This window comes from Streptomyces sp. NPDC031121, assembly GCF_055570615.1.
Map to the genome: position 1 here is coordinate 391935 of NZ_JBVIGV010000005.1, position 18368 is coordinate 410302.

Below are 18368 nucleotides of genomic sequence, written 5' to 3' on the forward strand. Positions count from 1 at the left end.
GAAGAAGGGAGAGCGGCACTGGTTCCTCCTCCTTCTCCGGTTCGGTGCGCCCCCCCCCCCCCCCCTCTCCCTCCCCCCCCCCCCCCCCCCCCCCCCCCCCCCCCGCCGTCCGTCACTCGTCGGGCAGCCGTCCCACGGGCAGCCGGAGCGTGGCCACCGCGCCCCCGTCGGGCGCGTTCGAGAAGTCGAGGCCGATCCCCAGGACGGCCGCCTGCCCGGCGGCGATGGTCAGTCCCAGCCCGTGCCCGCGGCCGCGGCCCGGGTCGCCCGTGCGGAAGCGCTGCGGCCCGTGCTCGATGAGCCGGTCCGGGTAGCCGGGTCCGTGGTCCCGCACGGTCACGACCGGGCCCTCCACGCTCACCTCGATCGGCGGTGCGCCGTGCTTGTCGGCGTTGGCGAGCAGGTTCGCCAGGATCCGGTCCAGGCGCCGCCGGTCGGTGACCACCTCCGCGTCCCGCACGACGCGGACCGGCGCGTCCAGCCGGCTCGCGGCCACGGCCCGGCGCACCGCGCGGCCCAGCTCGATGCGGGCCAGGTCGGCGTGTTCGACGCCCGCGTCCAGGCGGGAGACCTCCAGCAGGTCCTCGGTGAGCCGGTGCAGCGCGTTCAGCCGATTGTTGATCATCTCTTTGGGGCGGCCCTCGGGCAGCAGGGAGGCCGCGGCGATCGACCCGGTCAGCGGGGTGCGCAGGTCGTGGGCGACGTCCGCGGTGAACCGCCGCTCGGCCTCCAGCCGGTCCTGCAGCGACTGCGCCATCGAGTTGAGCGCCTGGGCGACATCCCGCACCTCGTCGCGGTGGCGGGGCCGCTGCTCCGCCCCGTCCTCCCGGGCCGTCGGGAAGTCGACCCGCGCGTCCAGGTCGCCGGCGCTGATCCGGCGGGCGACGGCCGCGGTGGCCGTCAGCCGCCGGCTGATCCGGTCGGCGAGGAACAGGCCCGCCAGGGCCACCACCCCGGCGGCCACCGCGGAGGCGGCGAGGATCGCGGTGTCCAGGTCGCGCAGCCGGGACCGCGTGCCGCCGTACGGGACCCACACCGCGAGGGCCTTGCCGTCGGCCGGTCCGGCGGCCCACATGACGGGCTTCCCCGCGTGCGAGCCGACCATGCTGCCGGTCCTGCCGCGCGCCACGAGCCTGCGCAGCGGCGGCGGCAGCCCGGGCGGGTCGAGCGCCGCGTTCACGTCGCCGTGCGAGGTGCCGTACTGGTACAGGACCAGCGCGTGGTCCAGGGCCAGCTCGGCCTCCTTGCGCACCTCGCCGACGACCTGCCGGGCGACCGCGTCGTGCACGAGGATGCCGAGCACGGCGGCGACCGCGCAGCACACCGCGGTGGTGGTCAGGGCGATCCTCCAGCGCAGACTGCTCGCCATCCGCATGCCGGCCCGGCCCTCAGCCCCGGACCGCCGCGCACGGGACGGAGCCGGTCTTCAGCGTGGGGCACTCGTCGAGGGTCAGCTCGGACAGGTTCATGATCCCCGCCTCCGGGTCCCACACGTAGTCGGAGACGGACACCTTCTCGGGGTTCGACGTGGGCTCGCGGACCGCCAGGTGCTCGGCCGCCACCTCGACGCCCTCCAGGACGCCGCGTCGGGACAGGATCCGTGTGATCGAGCCGTCGTCGCGGACGGTGTAGACGCGCAGCTCGCTGACCCGGCCGTCCACGTCCAGGGCGGTGATCAGTTCGTCGCGGCCGTCGCCGGTCACGTCGTGCAGCACGGGCGGCCGTACCGGGCAGAACGGTCCGCCGTCCACAGCCTGTGTACAGAGTGCGAGCCGCTGCACGGCCCGCGGGTCGACGAGGCGGCCGGTGCCGCCGTCCTGCCCGGCGGCGGCCCTGATGTCGGCGCGCACGATGTCCAGCGCGTCCACGGACCGGATGTCGAGGCCTTCGGCCTTGGGCAGGCCGGGGACGACGGCCGCGGCGCCGGGCTGCTGGTCAGGGTCGGGCGGGTCCGGGTGGATGTCCTTCCACAGGGTCTGCGGGGCGTGGACGGTGCCCAGGTCGCCGTCGTCCCGCAGCCCCTCCACGTCTGCGCAGCCCGCCACGGCCGCCGGCGCGGCGGCGAGCACCAGGACGGCCGCGGCGCGGCGGCGCCGGCCGCGGCGCCGGGGGAGGGGCCTCATGTGCCGATGCTCCCCCGCCGCGGCCGCGGCGGCCCGGTATCAGGCCCGTTCGGGGGAGGCGATGCCGTGCGCGGCCGCCACCTCGTGCCGCACCGGGGCCAGGACGGAAGCCTCGTCCCAGGAGCGCTCCGGGGGCGGCTCCAGCCGGTCCGGGGTCCGCGCGGTCCGCACGCCCGCGGCCAGGGAGCGCAGGTCGCCGCAGAGCGCCTCCACCTCGTCCTGTCCGGGCGGCGGCGCCCCGTGGTTGACGCGGACCCGGGCGGCCGTGGTGGCGTCCACGACGCGCTCCACGGCGACGACCAGCGGCCACCAGGCCGCCGCCCGCGTCCCGGCCGGCGGCGGCTCCGTCAGCGCCCGCTGGAACTCGCTGCGCACGCCCGACAGGTCGCGGTAGATCCGCCGCCGGGCCTGGAGGCGGGAGGTCCGCGCGGCCCGCAGCCCCGCCTCCGTGGCCGGGCGCGGCCCGAAGGCGCGCTCCACGTACCGGGCCGCGTCGTCGACCGCGTCGGCGAGCCGGTCCCCGATCCGGCTGCGCCAGCTCTCCGGCCACAGCAGGTAGCCGGCGACCAGGGCGATGGCGCAGCCGATCAGGCTGTCGACAAGGCGCGGCCGGATCAGGTCGAAGCCCTGGTGGTTCAGCAGGTCCGACAGGAGCAGGATCACCGGGGTGATCGCCGCGGTCTGGAAGGCGTACCCCTTCGCCGAGAACGCCGGGATGAGCGCGGCGAGCACCGCCATCACGGGCACGTCCCACCAGCCGCGGGGAACCTCGGCGAGCACCGCGGCGGCGACGACGAGCCCGCCCGCGGTGCCCACGGCGCGCAGCACGGCCCGGGAGAACACCGAGCCGAAATCCGGTTTCAGGACGAACGTGACGGTCAGCGCCACCCAGTACGAGCGCTCGACGGGTACCAGCGAGACCAGCGACTGGGCGAGCCCGATGCACAGGGCGAGGCGCAGCCCGTACCGCCAGGACGCCGGGGACAGCGCCATGTCGCGTACCGCGCGCCGGGCCCGGACCGTCAGGGCGGCGGGCCGGCCCAGCCGGTCGTCGATGTTGTGCGGCAGCGGCTCGGCGAGGTGGACGACCGGCGCCGCGTGCCGCAGCGCCGCGTCCAGGGCCCGTTCGGCGCGGGTGGCCGGCGCTGGCAGGTCCAGGACGGGGGTGCCGGCGCGGCCCTCCTCCACGGCACGCGCCAGTTCCCGTACGGCGGCCGGGTAGGCGGGCGGCAGGGGGCGGCCGCGCAGGTGGGCGGCGGGCGCCGCCTCGACCAGCGGGATGACGACGTTCAGCTGGGCGAGCATCCGCACCAGGGCGCGGCTGCGCCCGTGGACGCGCGCCCGGCGGCCCAGGACCAGGTCGTACGCCTGGTTGAGGGTGTGGGTGAGCCGGCGGCGGCGCTCGTCGTAGTCGGGCCCGCCGGCTGCTTCCAGGGCATCGGCGAGGGCCCGGTAGGTGGCGGCGACGGCGGCCCGCTCCGGCTGCCGCCCGCGCAGCGGCCAGCCCAGCAGGGTGAGGGCGAGGACGAACAGGCCGCCGGCGGCGAGCAGGAGCGGCGCCGCCCACCACGGCTGGGGCAGCGGCAGGCCGGCTCCTACGACGGCGTTGAGCAGGAGCAGCAGCCCGGACACGGACGCCACCGTGCCGATCGAGGAGATCATTCCGGAGACGAGGGCGATCAGGGTGAGGGCCCCGACGGCGACCCAGCCGTGCCCGAAGACCAGCGTGCCCAGGGTGACGCCGACCGCGCCGAAGAACTGCGGCACCGCGATGTTGAGGACCCGCATCCGATAGGCGTCCGCGGTGTCGCCGATGACGCCGCTCAGGGCGCCCATCGACACCAGCGCCCCGTACTCGGGCTCGTCGAGGGCGAAGCCGGCGGCCAGCGGCGCGGACAGGGCGACGGCGGCGCGGGCCACGGCGGCCCAGGGGATCGGAGCGGCCTCCGGGCGCAGGCCCGACAGCAGCCACGCCGGGGGCGCCAGCGGATGCGGCCGGGTCCGGCGCCCCGACGGTATGCGGTGTGCGCGTGCGCTGCGCTCCCTGTGCTCGGTGCTCATGTCCGCTTCGGTGCCCCCGCCGCTCGCGAGTCGTCTGCCGGTCTCGGATCTGCCGTGGTGCCGTGCCCCGCACGCTTGTGCATCGTCTGGGGCGTTCTGCGCAGTTGGTACCTTCCGAGCTTATGGGGTGCCGGGTTCACGGCGTGCGGCGCACCCGGCCCGAGAGCCACGCGCCCAGCGCGGCCGCGAGCCCGACCGCCAGGACCACCCAGGCGGTGGTGCGCAGGAACGCGGTCAGCGCGTCGTAGACCGCGCCGGCGGCCGCCCGGTCGATGTCCGGCGGCACGTCGTCGAGGGTGAGGCGCCGGCCGACGGCGACCGCGATCCACAGCAGGCCGGCCCCGACCGCGAGGCCCAGGCCGGTCGCGGCCACCGCCTGGCGGCGCCGGACGGCGACCGCGATGGCCGCCGCGGCCAGGACGACGGTCAGGGCGGGGAGCCAGACGCCGACCGTCTGCAGCATGCGGAAGCCCTCCCGGAGCGCGCCCAGGTTGTCGTACTCCATGACCTTCACCGAGACCCTGGTCTCCGGGATGAGCTCCGCCAGCGGCACGCCGTCCGTGACGAGTTCCTGCCGGATCCGGGCGACGACCGGCGCGAGGTCGATGGTGACGGCGTTGCCCCTGCCGGTGGTCAGGGCCTCCAGGAACGCCGCGTGCGTGGCCCGGTTGGCCGCGTCCCAGGCCGTCCGGTAGGCGGGGGTGCCCGAGAAGGAGCCGATGGCCTCGCGCAGCAGTGCCTCGATCCCGCCCTGGAAGGGCCCCGCGTCGATCTGCCCGGACAGGGCGCGCGCCGTCTGGGTGACCACGACGCCCTGCACCGCCGGATCCGAGGCCAGCGGCGACATCGCGGCGGTGTAGCGGTCGACGTCGCCCAGCTCGCGGTCCGCCCAGTACCCCACGGCGCTCACGGGCACGAGGAGGGTCACGAGCGCGATGAGGACCGCCGAGATGAAGGTGCGCACGTCACCAGGGAACGCACCGGGGGGCGGGGCCGCGACCGGGGCTGCTGCGGTCGGGTGGAGGTACGTCCGTTCCGGGGAAACGCCCTTGCCCTCCCTATCCCGGACATCTAATGTCCAGGTTATGAGGATGGGCGAGGGCGTCGAGTGGGCGCTGCACAGCTGCATCAACCTGGCCTGGCTCGGACCCGAGCGGGCGGTCCCGGCGGCGCGCCTGGCCGCGTGGCACGATCTTCCGCCCGCGTACCTGAACAAGCAGCTCCAGGCGCTCGCACGGGCGGGCCTCCTCGTCTCCACCCCGGGGGCGCGGGGCGGCTTCCGGCTGGCCCGGCCGCTCGCCGAGATCACCCTCATGGACGTGGTCGCGGCGGTCGAGGGGCCCGAGGAGGCCTTCCGCTGCACCGAGATCCGCCGCCGGGGACCGGGCGGCGGCGGTCCGGCCGCCGGGGGTCCGGGCGCCGGCGGCCCCGAGTGCGCGATCGCCCGCGGCATGGCCCGCGCCGAACTGGCCTGGCGGCACGCCCTGGCCGGACAGAGCCTCGACGACATCCGCCGGGAGGCCGAGCGGCAGGCCCCGGAGGCCCCCGAGCGGCTGCGGGCGTGGTTCGCCGCCCCGCCCCGCCTGCCGGCGGCCGACCCGGCGCCGACGACCTGACCGATCCGAGAACGTCCGACCCGCCAGCCACCGACCCAGCCACCGACCCAGCCACCGACCCGCCAGCCACCGACCCGCCAGCAACCGATCCGCCAGCAACCGATCCGCCAGCAACCGATCCGACAGCAACCGATCCGACAGAATCCGGAGCCCGGCAATGACGCGCAGCATCACCAACCCCGCGGAACTCCACGACCCGACCGGCTTCGGCTACAGCCACGTCGTCTCCGCCCCGGGCGAGCAGGTCTTCATCGCCGGCCAGTACGGCTCCGACGGGACGGGGCACGTCGTCTCCGACGACTTCGAGGAGCAGGTCGCCCGGGCCTTCGCCAACCTGCGGACCGCCCTGGCGGCCGTCGGCCTGGGCCCCGCCGACGTCGTCCGCATCGGGACCTACGTCGTCGACCACGACCGGCAGAAGCTGGAGGTCCTCCTGAAGCACCTGCACGACACGTGGGGGACCGGCCTGCCCGCCCAGACCCTGATCGGGGTCGCCTCGCTGGCCCTGCCCGGGATGCTCTTCGAGGTCGACGCCGTGGCGGTCCGCGCCGGTTGATCCACTTGCCGGGCGCAGGGGCCGGGTGTGCCCTGGATGGGGGAAGAGAGGAGCCCTGTCATGGCACACGCGGCACCCGCCACCCGGCGGCACCACCGGCGGTCGGCGCCCCTGCACCTGAGTCCGGGCATGCTGGCCGGACCCCTCCTCCTCGGCCTGGTCTACGGCATCTACGCGGCCTTCATGAACCGGCAGATGGGTCCGGTCACCGTGGCGAACGTCTTCTACGGCGTCCTGTGCGGCGCCCTCTTCGCGGCGATCATGTTCACCCTCGCCCGGGTCGGTCCCCGCATGGCCAAGGAGCCCCGCGCCGCGGCGTACGCCGCGTTCGGCGGCATCGCGATGGGCTACCTGTACAGCCTGACCGGCGACTCCTTCCTGCGCTCCGCCTGGGTCGGCCTCATCACCGGCGTCGGCGTCGGTGTGGTGGCGTACTACCGGTACTACCAGCGCGAGGGCTGAACGGCTCCGGACACGCGCCGGCTCCCGCACCCTGCGACGGGGTGCGGGAGCCGGCGCGCGGGTGCGTCAGTCGCGGGTCGCCGCCCGAGAGGCAGCCGCGGTCTCGCGCGGCACCGCCGCCTCGGGGACGGACGGCGCCGCGGGCGCGGCGTCGGTTTCGTCGGATGCCGCCCGCCGGGCCGCGGGTGCCGTCCCCGAGGGGGGAGAGAAGCGGGAGGCCTCGGCGCGGATCAGGGCGTTCAGGGCGGCGAAGGGGTCGATGGGCATGGCGGAAACCTCACGGTGCTGGGGGTGGTGGGTCGGTGCGCTGCTGCTCGGCCCGCTCAGCAGCGCAGGACCACGCTCCGCACCGCCCGCCCGGACGACACCGGCCCGGCCGTCTCGCACCGACCGGTGAACTCCCGCCGACCTGAATGTTCCACGTGAAACATCGGCGGCTGCGCCAACTGCCGTACCCCGGCCGCTCCGCGCACCGGCTGCCGTACGGCCCGGACCTCGGGCTCGGCCGAGGGGTCGCCCTCGCGTTCCGCGGGTGCGACCGGCGCGCCCGGCACACCGGAGGCGTAGCGGGCGGCGTCCTCCCCGCAGACCGCCGAGGCGGCGGCGGGGGACGCGGCCAGCAGGCACATCAGGGCGAGACAGGCCGCTGCAAGGGTCCTCGTCACCGCCGTCCGCGCCTGCCGTGTTCCGGTCATGCCGGGGATGTGCCCCGACACGCCGGACAACCAGCCGCCCAGCCCGGGGAAAGCCCCCGACCGGCGGACGAAGACACCCCCTCTCGGCGGACAGCCGGCGTGGCGGCGCCCTCTCAGCCCGCGCGGCGGTGGCCCGTCAGCCGCGCCAGGGCGGTGGTCTCGCCGCTCGTCAGCCTCAGTTGGGCCCTGCCGGGGCGCTGCCCGCGGCGGGCCACCCCGGCGGGCGAGACGGCGTCGACGGTGAACACGGCCGTACGGCCGTCCTCGCGTACGACCTCGACGGTCAGGCCCCGGCGCAGCTCGGCCAGGCGCAGGCCCGGGGCGGAGACCACGGACACGCCGGACGCACCGGGCGCCGGCGTCCCGGGCTCCCAGTACGCCTCCTCCGCCTCAGCCGGTGCGACCGGCAGGGCCCTTGACGACCCGTCCGGTCCCGGCGGCCCCGCCTCGACGGCGCGGAAGGGCAGGTCGGCGCCCAGCCCGGGAACGAGCAGCCGCAGCGGCGGCGAAGGCCGCAGCGGGGTGATGGCCGAGGCCCGCGACGGCCGCGACCCCTTGCCCGAGGCCCGCTGTCCGGCGTGCTCCAGCTGCTCCACGAGCCGGCGGTGCCCGGACAGGCCCAGCGCCCGCGAGGGCAGCGCGTCGGCCGAGGTGCGTGCCGGCCGAGCCCCCTCGGTGCTGCGCAACAGCCCTATGCCCGTGCCGAGCAGAGCCACCGTCAGCACGCCGACCACCCACTTGGCGCGGGCCATGGAATGTCCTTCCGGTCCGATGCACCGGCTCCGGCAGCCGGTCCCACAGAGAGCAGTGGAACCCCTGCCGTCCACCGCCACAGCCGACAACGCCACCGGTGGACCCTGCGTCACACCCGTACCGCAGCCGTCGCGCCCGCGTCGGCCCAGCTCGGACCCGGTGCACCGGCCTGCACACCCCTCGGCGCACGTCCCCCCGAACGGGCGAGGGGCCGCGGCGCCGTCGACGCCCCGGCCCGGCGGGTCACACCACGACGAACGCGACCGCCGCCGCCCCCATCAGGGCGGCGGCGAGGTGCACCGCTCCGTGTCCGTAGTCCCCGTACCACAGCTGCCGGGCCAGGCCGCCGAGCGCGGCGAGGGCCGCGACGACACCGATCTGGGCGAGCAGCGTCACCGCGGTGAACGGGGCCAGCAGCAGGACGACGGAATTCAGCCAGAGCGGGCCCGTGCCCGTCCAGCCGCGCCATCGGCGGATCGCCGTCTGCCTGTGCATGACCACCGGCTCCCTCGGTCGTCGACTCGTCAGCTGCACAGCCTCCTTGCAGGCGGCGGCGGGGACAAGGGACCGTTCGGCAAGAAAACCGGCAGCCGCGGCCGAAAGTCGCCGGGGCGCGTCAGGCGGTGATCCAGTCGCTGGTGGCGATCACCGGCTGGACGCCGTCGCGGTGGACGGTGCCCTCGATCAGGCCGTACATGCGGTCCGCCGCGAAGTAGACCTCGTTGTCGTTCTTGAGGCCGAACGGCTCCAGGTCCACCAGGAAGTGGTGCTTGTTGGGCAGGTTCAGCCGCACCTCGTTGACCCGCGGGCAGTGGTCGAGGACCCGCTCGGCCATCTGGTGCAGCGTCTGCTGCAGCGAGTACGAGTACGTCTCGGCGAAGGCCTCCAGCAGGTGCTTGCGCACCTTCCGGTACGAGCGGTCCCAGTCGTGCCCGGCGTCGTCGGCGGCGAGTGCCGAGTGCGCCCAGCGGGCGGTGACCTTGGTCGCGAGGATCCGGTCGTACGCCTCCTGGAGCGTCGTGTACGCGTCCTTGATGTAGCCGTGGAACTCGGAGTCCGTCGAGTTCATCACGGTCAGCTCCTTCAGCCCGGAGACGACCTGGAGGCCGGTGGTCTCGCTGTAGGTGATCTGAGCGGTCCGCACCTCCTGCCCCTTGCGGACGAAGGAGTGCTGCTCCTTGCGGGTCGGGACGGGGATCCGCTCCCAGGCGAACTCCTCGATCCTGATCTGCGCCTCCCGGATGGGCGCCTGGGAGGAGACGAAGTGCTTGGCGAGCAGGATGCCGAAGGCCTCAGGGGACTCGATGCCGTGCTCCTTGCCGAAGGCGTACACCGTGTTCTTGGTGGTGTCGGTCGGCAGGCAGTTGGCGTTGTCGCCGGTCAGGTGGACGTCGCGGAACTCGCCGCGGAGGGCGACGGAGACGTTGAGGTCGCGGATCTCGTGCCAGGAGCCGTCGCTGCCCTTGCGGGTGACCTTGACGATGCGGTTCTCGGCCTTGCCGTACTGGTTCTGCGCCAGGACGTGCTTGCTCATGGTGTCTTCCTTCGGGTCCTCGGGAACACGGAGTCCGGTGGTCTGGATCCCGTACGCCCGGCGTCCAGCGGTCTCCCGCTCCCCGCCGTCCGGTCCCGCGGGACCGCCCCGGGACTGACGTGCATCCCGGTCCGTAAGGTGTCGGCCCTGCTGCACGGCCGGTGAACGGATTGCAACACGCCGGGGCCGCGTTCTCCCCCGTACGGATCATCCGAATCCGCGCCGTCGGCCTTTGGCCGACCCCACAGCTACAGGCCCCAAGGGCCGCGCGGCCTCAGCCCGCAGTGTGTGCGTCGGCGACGGCGAGGGCCGTGTCGAGGGCGTCCAGCCCGGCGGCCACGTCCTGCAGGGCGACGGTGCAGGGTCTGATTCCGTATGACGGAATCACTGCCTGTGCGGCGCGGGCGGGCCCCGGGCGGCAAGCCCGGGGCCCGTCCGCGCGGCCGCCGCTCAGGCGTGCTGCGGCACCTCGTCCTTCAGCATCTTCCGGAGGGTTTCGCGGAACTCCGGGGTGTCCGCCTCGCCGTGCACGGACGCGGCGTGCTCCGCGGCCGCCCGGACCACTTCCTCCTCCTCGCCTGTGATGGTGAGGGTGCAGTTCATCTCGCTCGGGTAGTCCCGGCAGTCGGCTACCTTGCGCATGGGGCGCCTCCCGGTGGGTGGGGCTGCCGGCGTCGCCGCCCGGATGCCGGGCGGGAGGGCGGAGGCAGGTGCGTTCGGCTCTTCCACTCCCCACGATCCTCCTCGCACCCCCACACCGCACGCCTGCGGTCCGGCCCTCCGGATCGACGGCAAGGCCGTCCCCGCCGGCGCACCGAAGGCACCCAGGGCGGCGGCCCGCATCCCGGCCGGGCCGCCGCGGCCCCCGACGCATTCCGGCGCAGGTCAGCGCGCTGCCGACCGCCCCCGCCGCCCCGCAACACGTGAGCCGGGGCGGCGCTTCCCCGGGCGGCCCGCGGGCCGCCCGCGGGCCGGCGGAGCCGGCGGGGCCGTGGCGAAGGGCCGGAACCGGTCATTCGCTTCGGGTTCGGCTCTCCCGTTGCGCGGCGGGCCGAATAGAATCGAGCCTCATGTCGAAGCCTGACGAACTGCTCGTGGACCTCGCCGCCAAGGTCGAGTCGGGGCAGAGCAATCAGATGTCCCTGACCGTCATCACCGGAGGGGCTGTCATCACGGGCCGGCTGGCCCCCGAAGCGGTGTGGCGGGCGCGGGTGACGGAGGTCCTGGCCGATTCCGACAGACTGGGCGAGTTCGCCGGTGTCTTCGACGGACCGGGCCGCAAGGACACACCGCCGACGCACCTGCACTTCCACGTCGCCCGGATCATCCAGGGCACGGTCGGCATCCCCGAGACGGGCGGCATGTACCGCGTGGCCATCGCGGACGTGAGCGCATGGACGGTGGGGGACTTCAGCTTCTCCGACCACTGACGCGGCCAGGGCGCCGCAGGGACCGGCCGGTGCGGACGACCGGCCGGTCCCCGCGGCATGCCCCGGGACTGGTCACGCAGCCGACTGCGGTCGGGAGCCGAGGGCGTTGAGCAGCGCCGCGCCCCGCTCGGCGTCGTCGACGCTCACCGCGAACTCGGGGCCCTTCCGCGGTCGGATGACGAGGCACTCCCCGGACCGGAGCATGACGGTGGTGCCCAGTCCGCTGATCCGGTAGCCCCAGCCGCCGACCTGTCCGGGAGTACGGGTCTCCGCGCGCGCCGAGACGACGTCCTGCGCGGCCCAGCGGCGCACCGGCCGGCCGAAGGGGCCGAACGACACCTCCAGCCCGGCGTCCGTCACCCGGGCCTGTACCGAGGCGCAGCCGAGCGACGCCAGCGAGGCGACCGCGAACGGTGCGATCAGCGCCCACGGCAGGCCGATCAGCCCGCCCGCGGCCGTGGCCGCGGCGCCCGCGGCCACCAGCCCCGTGAGGGCGGCGGCGAGGTGGAGCCAGGGGTTCGACGTACGGGAAAGCCACACCCGGCGCTCCCCGGGCGGGATGTCCATGGCGGCGCCCCCGGCGGGCGGGACCGGCACGGCCGGAGCGGCGCGCCGGCCGGCCAGCAGGCCGAGGAGGCCCGCGGCCCCGGCGGCCGCGGCCGTGAGGGCGACGCCCGCGCCGACCGGGCCCGCGTCGCGCCAGTCGGCCAGGTCCAGGTTGGCCCGTACGATCACCGCCTGCGCCCCCGCCAGGCCGACTCCGCCGGACAGCAGCGACACGCCGACCCACGCCCCAGCGGGGCCCGGCCCGCGGCGGCCGGCGAAGGCGAGGCAGCCGGCCAGGACGGCCCAGGCCAGCGCGGGTGCCGCCGCCGCGGCCCAGAGCGGCATCGAGCCGTCGGGCGTGCCCCCGTTCCAGTGCGTGGCGAGCCGGTCCGGCAGCCGGCCGCTCGCCGCGAAGGGCAGCGCGGCCAGGAAGGCCAGGACGCCGACCGCCCATGTCGCCGCCGCCCAGCGGGCGCCGTTCCTCTTCTTCCCGTCCGTCACGACAGCCCCCTGATCATCTCGATGAGATCGCTCCTGCTGTAGCCGAGGTGCGCCGCGTCGGCCACCAGCCGACGCGCCCGGTCGAGCAACTGCGACCGCTGGTCCGCGGCCGCGGCGACGGTGACGCCGCGGCCGCGCCGGAACTCCAGCACCCCCTCGTCGCGCAGGGCCCGCAGTCCGCGGAGCACGGTGTTCGCGTTCACGCCCAGCGCCCGGGACAGGTCCCGGGCCGGCGGCAGCCGGTCTCCCGGCGCGCACTCGCCCTCGGCGATGGCGCGCCGGATCGCTCCCGCCACCTGCTCGTGCAGGGGGCGGCCGTCAGCGGCATCCAGTTTCAGCAGCATGGTGCCAATGACACTAGCACCATTCCGTTCATCCGTTCAGGGTCAGGGGGTGGGGAGGACGCCGTCGTAGAGGCGGAACAGGCGCAGCTGCCCAGGCCCCTCGCCGGCCCCCGCGGCCAGGGCCTCCCAGCACTGCGCCGCCAGCGCGCGGGCGCGGGTGCCGGGCCAGGGCTGCGGCAGCAGTTCGGGGGGCAGCAGCGGGTCGGGCTCCATGGCGGCGGTGAAGGAGGCGGCCAGCTCGATCGCGTAGGCCAGGCGCTCGGTCTGCGTCGGCCGGCCGGCGCCGGACAGCCGGGCCAGGCGGTCCGCGGCGAGGGCGGCGAGTGCCTCGTGGCGGTCCGCGATCTCCCCGAGGGGCCAGAGCAGGGCGGCCAGCCGGGCGGGGGCGTCCTCGTCGCCGACCCGCAGGTCGCGGCTGGTGAGGCGGGTCAGGGAGGGCAGGACGCCCAGGCCGCGCGCGTGCGCTTCGACGATGCCTCCGATGGCGTTGGCACTGACGTACAGCCCGCCCTGGAGCGGCGCCGCGCCGAGGTGGAGGAGGGTGTCGCGCAGGGAGTCGCGGGCCTGCCGGGAGGCCTCCGGGATGGCGAAGGCGAACAGGTGCCACGTCCCGTCCCAGGGGGCGAGCCCCCGGTCCTGCCGGTAGGCGTGGCGGACGTACTCCGCGTCCGGCGCGACGGCCCCCGTCGCGTCGGGCGCGGCGCGCAGGACGGCCTTCCGCCCGCGCCCCTCCTGGGTGAACCGCCCCTCGGCGATCAGCCGTTTGAGGCAGAGCCGGACCTGCTGGTCCGTCATGCCGAGGGACTCCGCGACCGCGTACAGCTCCCCGGCGTCGACGCTGCCGTCCTCGCGGACGAGGGCGAACACCAGCGTGCGGGTGCCGACCCCCGGCGGGGCGGGCTCCGCCGCGGGGGCGCCTGCGGGCCTGCTCGTCATCGCTGCTGCTCCAAGGGGTCGCGGGATGCGCCGCCGGCCGGGCGGGCCGGGACGGCGCGATGCATCGTAGTCACGGCGCCGAAGCCCATCAGGCCGCGGAGGTACGGGGTCCGCTCGGTGTGCACGGCGGTGAAGCCGTGCCGCTCGTACAGGGCGCGGGCCCGCGGGTTGGCGTCGATGACGTCCAGGCGGATCCGCGAGCAGCCGTGGTCGGCGGCGACGGAGGCGATCTCCGCCAGCAGCAGACTCCCGATGCCCGTGCCGCGGCAGGCGGGGTCGACGGCAATGCCGTCCATGACGAGCTCCCCGGGGCGCGGGGTGCGTTCCAGCAGCGCCAGCAGCGCCAGCCGCGGCAGGCCGCGCAGCAGCCCGTAGCCGGAGAGCACGTCGCGTACGCCGCCGCCGGTCAGGCCGCGGCCCCCGGCCTGGTAGCCGGCCACGCCGACGACCTGCCCGCCGGGGGCGAGGGCGGTGACCGCGCGGTCGTGGTGGAGGTGGCGGGCGAGGAAGGCCCGGCCGCGCTCGGCCGGCCCCAGGGCCGCCCCCAGCTTGCGGCCGAAGGCCTCCCAGTACAGCCCGGCCACCCGCTCCTCGGCCCCGCGGGGCACTCCCCGCCTGATGGTGATCGCCGCGTCCATGGCTCCCCCTCGCTCTCGGCTTCTGCCGCCCCAGTCTACGTACGAATGCAGTACGGTCGTTTCAATAACGATCGTTTAAGCAATGATAGAAAGAGGGTGGCGGGGTGTCGACTCCGACGAGACCGCGGCCGCATGCTTCACCTCCCCGGCGCCGCCGGCTCGCGCGGGCCCTGCTGGCCGCCGTCGCGGCGCTGGCCGTCCTGGCGGCCGGCCTCGGCGGGCTGGTGGTCTGGCAGCACACGTACGACCTGCGCGAGGAGGCGGTGACCGTACGGCACGGCGGGCGGACCCTGCACGGCGTCCTCGCCCGGCCCGCACAGGGGAAGGGCCCCTTCCCGCTGGTCGTCCTCGTCCACGGCGACGGCCCGGTGGACGCCACGCACGACACCTACTACCGGCCCATGTGGGAGGCCTTCGCCCGCGCCGGGTACGCCTCGCTGGCCTGGAACAAGCCCGGCGTCGGCGGCGCACCGGGCGACTGGCTGGACCAGACCATGGACGACCGCGCCCGTGAGGCGGCCGACGCCATCGCCTGGGCCCGGCAGCACCCGGACGTCGACGCCGACCGGATCGGCCTGTGGGGTGCCAGCCAGGCCGGATGGGTGCTCCCCAAGATCGCGGCCCTGGACGGGCGGATCCGCTTCGCCATCGCCGTCTCACCCGCCGTCAACTGGCTCCGTCAGGGCCGCTACCACCTCCTCGCCGAACTGCGCCGGGACGGCGCCTCCGACGCGGAGGTCGCCGCCGCCCTGCGCCGCCGCGAGACCGGGCTGGAACTCCTCGCGCGCGGGGCCCCGTACGAGGAGTACGTACGGGCCGTCGGGGACCCGCGGGACATGACCGCCGGCCGCTGGCGGTTCGCCGCCCGGAACCACACCGCCGACGCGACGGCCGACCTGCCGGCCCTGCGCGGCATGCCCGTCCTGCTGGTGCTCGCCGGGCGCGACCTGAACGTGGACACCGCCGAGACCGAGGCCGCCTACCGCCGGCTGCTCCCCGCGCCGCCGCTGCGCGTGGCCCGCTACCCCGATGCCTCCCACAGCCTGGTCGCCTACGACGTGGAGGCCTCGCCGCCGCGCCTGACCCTGACGGCGCTGTTCGCGCCGCGCGCCCTCTTCGCCGACGGCTACCTGGCGGACCAGCGGCGCTTCCTCGCCTCGCTGGCGCCGTGACCGCCGCCCGGCCCTGCGCCGCCGCATTTTTCGCCGGACGATCACCCCGAATAACGTGTTGGCCGAAAATCGCCAGTCGGCGGTGGGGAATGTCGCTCTTTTTGCGATTGAGGGGCGCCGGGTTGGCCGGAAATTCAGCCGAAATATTTCGCACCGGCGGGTCTCGGCCAATCCGGCGCCGCCGGCCGCCGGGCCGCGCGTCCCCTTGGTGTGCCCGGGGTTGCGGGTGTAACGGGGGTGGCGGTAAATCGGAAAGGTGAATTCCGGTTGTTCATGAAACCGTTGACAGCGGCTGACCAGGCTTGCGATGTTTCTCACCGCGCCGGTCGAGCGAATGGTTGGTGCGCGGTACGGGGGGAGTAGGTGCGGTGGGGGCGGCAAATGGAATGCGGCAGGATCGGCACGGGCTGGGCCGGAATCAGCCGACGGGCGGGGGCGGCGAGACGGTCCTCGTGATCGTCGGGGCCAACCCGACGGTCGCCCGGGAGGCGGCGGCTCTGCCGGTCGCGCTGGTCCACGTACAGCTGCCCGGCGCGCCCGCCCTCGACCCGGGGGCCCGGGTCCTCACCGCCGACTTCCTGGACCTGCCCGCCTTCCTCGCCTTCACGGACGAGGCCCTGCGGCCGCTGGCGCCCGCCGCCGTCGTCTCCCTGACCGAACTGGGCCTGGAGCCCGCTGCCTTGGCCGCCCGCCGGCTCGGCGTCACCGGCGTCGACCCGGCCGCCGTACGGGCCACCCGCGACAAGCTGGAGATGCGGCGCATCCTGGAGCGCGAGGCCCCGCACCTGAACCCGGCCTTCGCGGCGGGCGACGACCCGGAGGCGGTGGCCCGCCTGTTCGCCGCCCACGGCCGGGCGGTGGCCAAGCCGGTGGACGGCGTCGGCAGCACCTCGGTCGCGCTGGTCGAGGGCATCGACGCCCTCCCCGACGACCGGCGCACGGCCGCCACGCTGCTCGAACAGTTCGCCGAGGGCCGCGAGTTCAGCGTCGAGGCGCTGTCGGCGGCCGGCCGGCACACCGTCCACGGCATCGCCGAGAAGGGCACCGCCGACGGGTTCGTCGAGGTCAGCCACATGATGCCGCCGCCCTCTCTGGACGCGCGCCGGCAGGAACTGGTCGCCCGAGCCGTCGGCGAGCTGCTCGACGCCCTCGGCATCACCGACGGCCCCAGCCACACCGAGGTCAAGGTCGACGGCGACAAGGTCGTCGTGATCGAGACCCACACCCGGCTCGGCGGCGACGGCATCGCGGACCTGGTCCGCCTCACCACCGGCGTCGAGTGGCGCCGCGCCGCCCTCGGGTGGGCCGTCGGCGCGGAGGTCGTCCGGGGCCCCGCCGAGGCGGCGGCGGCCGCCACCGTCTTCCTCACCGCCCCGCCCGGGCGCGTGACGGCCGTCGCGCCGCCGCCCGTCCTCGCCCGCGGGAACGTCCACGCCTGGGACGTGTCCGTCCGCCCGGGCGACCAGGTCCGCCCCCTGCGCTCCTCGCTGGACCGGCTCGGCATGGCCGTCCTGACCGCGGCGGACACCGACGCCTGCGCGGCAGCCGTCGCGGAGCTGATCGGCCGGCCGGTGGTCACCACCGCGCCCGATCCGGCCCGCTGACGAGGAAACCGCAGACCCCGCAGACCCCGCAGACCTCACAGACCGCACGCCCGCACAGACCGCACAGCCCGGCACTGCCCGCACGACCCGTCACTTCTCGGCTCATCCGACGATCACGTCACCGCAACCGCAGGGGGGAACACATGTCTGTCCAGAACGCGCCTATTTCCTACGATTTCCACGGCGATGCCCCGTTCTCGATGCCCTTCAAGGACATCAAGCCCGAGGACATCCACATCTACCTCGACCTCGACACCAAGGTAGGCAAGAACACCTGCGGCCAGAAGTGCACGCACTGCTGGTTCGTCAACTACGAGAAGGTCTACGACAAGTCCTTCGCGATGGAGGAGGGCCCCCGCATCCTGGAGGGCCTCCAGTCGCACGGCTACCACGTCTATCCCCGCTACGTGGACAGCTTCGCCTACGACGGCGAGTTCATGCGCCTCTACGGCCCCGCCAACAACCGCGAGTTCCGCCAGGAAGCCGACCACACGCCCACCGAGACCATGGAGAAGGGCGACGCCTGGACCAGCGGCCGCCCGCTGCTCGCCGACAACTGGACCGAGCTCCTCGACCTCGCCGTCAAGAACGGCTACGGCACCATCTCCATCACCTACCACGGCGTGATCGACGAGAACCTCCAGGTCACCGACCACAAGACGTACCCCATCAAGGGCGTCTTCTCCGGCGCGGAGACCGAGGAGGTCCTGCGCCGCATAGCCGAGTACAACAAGGGCGTCGACCCCGAGGACGCCTTCCGCGTCAACATCGGCGTCACCATCGGCCGCCACAACCACGGCCGCACCTCCCTGGAGCGCTACGCCCACTACTTCAACAACCTCGGCGTGGACACCGTCCGCTTCAACAACTTCACCGACCACGGCGGCCGCCACCCCGAGCTGCGCCTGACCCGCGAGGAGATCGAGCAGGCGTACCGGGACTTCAAGTGGGTCCACGAGACGATCCCGCTCCGCTTCCAGCTCGGCGTCAGCGAGGACTTCGGCACCTTCGGCATCAAGGCCATGGGCTTCCCCTCCCACGTCGGCTGGTGCCGCGCCGGCCGCCAGCTGTTCGCCGCCATCCCCGCGCAGCAGGAGGTCCTCTCCGACGGCCCCGCGGGCCGCCGCGAGAAGATCGGCGACGTCGTCGGCTGCGTCAACACCTTCGAGCCGCACCTCGGGATCCTCGTCCGCACGGTCACCACCGGCGAGGCGGGCGAGCACACCGCCTACGACGTCGAGTTCGACCACGACGCGATCGAGGCGTTCACCGCCAAGCGCCTCTCCGGCGCCTACAAGGACGGCTGCTTCGCCACCGAGCTGTCCGAGGAACTCGGCCTGATCTCCCGCGTCCCCCAGCGGCGCCGGCTGCCGCTCCTCGTCGACTCGCAGTCCTGA

21 protein-coding genes are annotated in these 18368 nt (G+C 74.9%); 7 read left to right on the forward strand and 14 right to left on the reverse strand.

Translation table 11 applies throughout. From position 1 onward, the window contains the following. Window positions 1–112: 112 nt before the first annotated feature. The 4 genes from ACZ462_RS11940 to ACZ462_RS11955 form a co-directional block, all read right to left on the reverse strand. Window positions 113–1369, reverse strand: coding sequence for a sensor histidine kinase (locus tag ACZ462_RS11940; protein WP_467809074.1), 1257 nt, complete (start codon window positions 1367–1369; stop codon window positions 113–115). 19 nt (window positions 1370–1388) lie between these two features. Then, entirely contained in the window at window positions 1389–2123 is a 735-nt protein-coding gene (locus ACZ462_RS11945; protein WP_467809075.1) for a hypothetical protein, read from the reverse strand. A gap of 39 nt (window positions 2124–2162) precedes the next feature. Further along, entirely contained in the window at window positions 2163–4184 is a 2022-nt protein-coding gene (locus ACZ462_RS11950) for an FUSC family protein (protein ID WP_467809076.1), read from the reverse strand. 136 nt (window positions 4185–4320) lie between these two features. After that, window positions 4321–5148, reverse strand: coding sequence for a hypothetical protein (locus tag ACZ462_RS11955; RefSeq protein WP_467809077.1), 828 nt, complete (start codon window positions 5146–5148; stop codon window positions 4321–4323). A gap of 127 nt (window positions 5149–5275) precedes the next feature. Here ACZ462_RS11955 and ACZ462_RS11960 point away from each other — a divergent pair, with 127 nt between their 5' ends. The 3 genes from ACZ462_RS11960 to ACZ462_RS11970 all read left to right on the forward strand — a co-directional run bounded on the left by ACZ462_RS11960 (window position 5276) and on the right by ACZ462_RS11970 (window position 6818). Further along, window positions 5276–5800, forward strand: coding sequence for an RrF2 family transcriptional regulator (locus tag ACZ462_RS11960; RefSeq protein ID WP_467809089.1), 525 nt, complete (start codon window positions 5276–5278; stop codon window positions 5798–5800). Between the two features lie 157 nt (window positions 5801–5957). After that, window positions 5958–6356, forward strand: coding sequence for a RidA family protein (locus ACZ462_RS11965; RefSeq protein ID WP_467809078.1), 399 nt, complete (start codon window positions 5958–5960; stop codon window positions 6354–6356). Window positions 6357–6416: 60 nt separating this feature from the next. Then, on the forward strand, window positions 6417–6818 hold the full coding sequence (locus tag ACZ462_RS11970; protein ID WP_467809079.1) for a hypothetical protein: 402 nt from the start codon (window positions 6417–6419) through the stop codon (window positions 6816–6818). 66 nt (window positions 6819–6884) lie between these two features. On the opposite strand, the gene ACZ462_RS11975 is transcribed toward ACZ462_RS11970, so the two are convergent. The 6 genes from ACZ462_RS11975 to ACZ462_RS12000 form a co-directional block, all read right to left on the reverse strand. Further along, window positions 6885–7085 (reverse strand): hypothetical protein, encoded by a 201-nt coding sequence (locus ACZ462_RS11975; RefSeq protein WP_467809080.1) that lies wholly within the window; start codon window positions 7083–7085, stop codon window positions 6885–6887. A 56-nt stretch (window positions 7086–7141) separates the two neighbouring features. Then, window positions 7142–7513, reverse strand: a complete 372-nt coding sequence (locus ACZ462_RS11980; RefSeq protein ID WP_467809081.1) for a hypothetical protein — start codon at window positions 7511–7513, stop codon at window positions 7142–7144. A gap of 113 nt (window positions 7514–7626) precedes the next feature. Further along, entirely contained in the window at window positions 7627–8265 is a 639-nt protein-coding gene (locus tag ACZ462_RS11985; protein ID WP_467809082.1) for a class F sortase, read from the reverse strand. Between the two features lie 244 nt (window positions 8266–8509). Beyond that, a complete protein-coding gene (locus tag ACZ462_RS11990) occupies window positions 8510–8761 on the reverse strand; it encodes a hypothetical protein (protein ID WP_467809083.1) in 252 nt (83 codons plus the stop codon). Window positions 8762–8882: 121 nt separating this feature from the next. Beyond that, window positions 8883–9800 carry a factor-independent urate hydroxylase gene (gene pucL / locus ACZ462_RS11995; protein WP_467809084.1) on the reverse strand — a complete coding sequence of 306 codons (918 nt, stop codon included), beginning with the start codon at window positions 9798–9800 and terminating at the stop codon, window positions 8883–8885. 450 nt (window positions 9801–10250) lie between these two features. Continuing rightward, window positions 10251–10442, reverse strand: a complete 192-nt coding sequence (locus tag ACZ462_RS12000) for a DUF1059 domain-containing protein (RefSeq protein WP_467809085.1) — start codon at window positions 10440–10442, stop codon at window positions 10251–10253. Window positions 10443–10870: 428 nt separating this feature from the next. Between ACZ462_RS12000 and ACZ462_RS12005 the strand changes: the two genes are divergently transcribed. Next, complete coding sequence (locus ACZ462_RS12005) at window positions 10871–11230, forward strand: hypothetical protein (RefSeq protein WP_467809086.1); 360 nt, start codon at window positions 10871–10873, stop codon at window positions 11228–11230. Between the two features lie 72 nt (window positions 11231–11302). Here the strand turns inward: ACZ462_RS12005 and ACZ462_RS12010 are convergent, their stop codons facing one another. Genes ACZ462_RS12010 through ACZ462_RS12025 form a run of 4 tightly spaced genes read right to left on the reverse strand, consistent with a single transcriptional unit; the run spans window position 11303 to window position 14195 of the window. After that, entirely contained in the window at window positions 11303–12277 is a 975-nt protein-coding gene (locus ACZ462_RS12010; protein ID WP_467809087.1) for a DUF1648 domain-containing protein, read from the reverse strand. Then, window positions 12274–12621, reverse strand: coding sequence for a GntR family transcriptional regulator (locus ACZ462_RS12015; protein WP_467994389.1), 348 nt, complete (start codon window positions 12619–12621; stop codon window positions 12274–12276). The genes ACZ462_RS12010 and ACZ462_RS12015 overlap by 4 nt, the downstream gene beginning before the upstream one ends. A 42-nt stretch (window positions 12622–12663) precedes the next feature. After that, entirely contained in the window at window positions 12664–13557 is an 894-nt protein-coding gene (locus ACZ462_RS12020) for a PaaX family transcriptional regulator C-terminal domain-containing protein (protein ID WP_467809528.1), read from the reverse strand. Next, the gene (locus tag ACZ462_RS12025) at window positions 13554–14195 is read right to left on the reverse strand and encodes a GNAT family N-acetyltransferase (RefSeq protein WP_467809530.1); all 642 of its coding nucleotides are present in this window, start codon (window positions 14193–14195) and stop codon (window positions 13554–13556) included. Before ACZ462_RS12025 ends, ACZ462_RS12020 begins: the two co-directional genes overlap by 4 nt. A 104-nt stretch (window positions 14196–14299) precedes the next feature. On the opposite strand from ACZ462_RS12025, the gene ACZ462_RS12030 reads away from it, so the two are divergent. The 3 genes from ACZ462_RS12030 to ACZ462_RS12040 all read left to right on the forward strand — a co-directional run bounded on the left by ACZ462_RS12030 (window position 14300) and on the right by ACZ462_RS12040 (window position 18368). Then, complete coding sequence (locus ACZ462_RS12030; protein ID WP_467809531.1) at window positions 14300–15367, forward strand: alpha/beta hydrolase family protein; 1068 nt, start codon at window positions 14300–14302, stop codon at window positions 15365–15367. A 386-nt stretch (window positions 15368–15753) separates the two neighbouring features. Next, a complete protein-coding gene (locus tag ACZ462_RS12035) occupies window positions 15754–16971 on the forward strand; it encodes an ATP-grasp domain-containing protein (RefSeq protein WP_467809532.1) in 1218 nt (405 codons plus the stop codon). A 143-nt stretch (window positions 16972–17114) separates the two neighbouring features. After that, window positions 17115–18368: a radical SAM protein gene (locus ACZ462_RS12040; RefSeq protein WP_467809534.1), complete on the forward strand. Its 1254-nt coding sequence runs from the start codon at window positions 17115–17117 to the stop codon at window positions 18366–18368.

Coding starts and splice junctions, on each gene's coding strand:
- ACZ462_RS11940 (WP_467809074.1), bottom strand. CDS start 1,369: ATGGCGAGCAGTCTGCGCTGGAGGATCGCCCTGACCACCACCGCGGTG.
- ACZ462_RS11945 (WP_467809075.1), bottom strand. CDS start 2,123: ATGAGGCCCCTCCCCCGGCGCCGCGGCCGGCGCCGCCGCGCCGCGGCC.
- ACZ462_RS11950 (WP_467809076.1), bottom strand. CDS start 4,184: ATGAGCACCGAGCACAGGGAGCGCAGCGCACGCGCACACCGCATACCG.
- ACZ462_RS11960 (WP_467809089.1), top strand. CDS start 5,276: ATGGGCGAGGGCGTCGAGTGGGCGCTGCACAGCTGCATCAACCTGGCC.
- ACZ462_RS11965 (WP_467809078.1), top strand. CDS start 5,958: ATGACGCGCAGCATCACCAACCCCGCGGAACTCCACGACCCGACCGGC.
- ACZ462_RS11970 (WP_467809079.1), top strand. CDS start 6,417: ATGGCACACGCGGCACCCGCCACCCGGCGGCACCACCGGCGGTCGGCG.
- ACZ462_RS11975 (WP_467809080.1), bottom strand. CDS start 7,085: ATGCCCATCGACCCCTTCGCCGCCCTGAACGCCCTGATCCGCGCCGAG.
- ACZ462_RS11980 (WP_467809081.1), bottom strand. CDS start 7,513: ATGACCGGAACACGGCAGGCGCGGACGGCGGTGACGAGGACCCTTGCA.
- ACZ462_RS11985 (WP_467809082.1), bottom strand. CDS start 8,265: ATGGCCCGCGCCAAGTGGGTGGTCGGCGTGCTGACGGTGGCTCTGCTC.
- ACZ462_RS11990 (WP_467809083.1), bottom strand. CDS start 8,761: ATGCACAGGCAGACGGCGATCCGCCGATGGCGCGGCTGGACGGGCACG.
- pucL (WP_467809084.1), bottom strand. CDS start 9,800: ATGAGCAAGCACGTCCTGGCGCAGAACCAGTACGGCAAGGCCGAGAAC.
- ACZ462_RS12000 (WP_467809085.1), bottom strand. CDS start 10,442: ATGCGCAAGGTAGCCGACTGCCGGGACTACCCGAGCGAGATGAACTGC.
- ACZ462_RS12005 (WP_467809086.1), top strand. CDS start 10,871: ATGTCGAAGCCTGACGAACTGCTCGTGGACCTCGCCGCCAAGGTCGAG.
- ACZ462_RS12015 (WP_467994389.1), bottom strand. CDS start 12,621: ATGCTGCTGAAACTGGATGCCGCTGACGGCCGCCCCCTGCACGAGCAG.
- ACZ462_RS12020 (WP_467809528.1), bottom strand. CDS start 13,557: ATGACGAGCAGGCCCGCAGGCGCCCCCGCGGCGGAGCCCGCCCCGCCG.
- ACZ462_RS12025 (WP_467809530.1), bottom strand. CDS start 14,195: ATGGACGCGGCGATCACCATCAGGCGGGGAGTGCCCCGCGGGGCCGAG.
- ACZ462_RS12035 (WP_467809532.1), top strand. CDS start 15,754: ATGCGGCAGGATCGGCACGGGCTGGGCCGGAATCAGCCGACGGGCGGG.
- ACZ462_RS12040 (WP_467809534.1), top strand. CDS start 17,115: ATGTCTGTCCAGAACGCGCCTATTTCCTACGATTTCCACGGCGATGCC.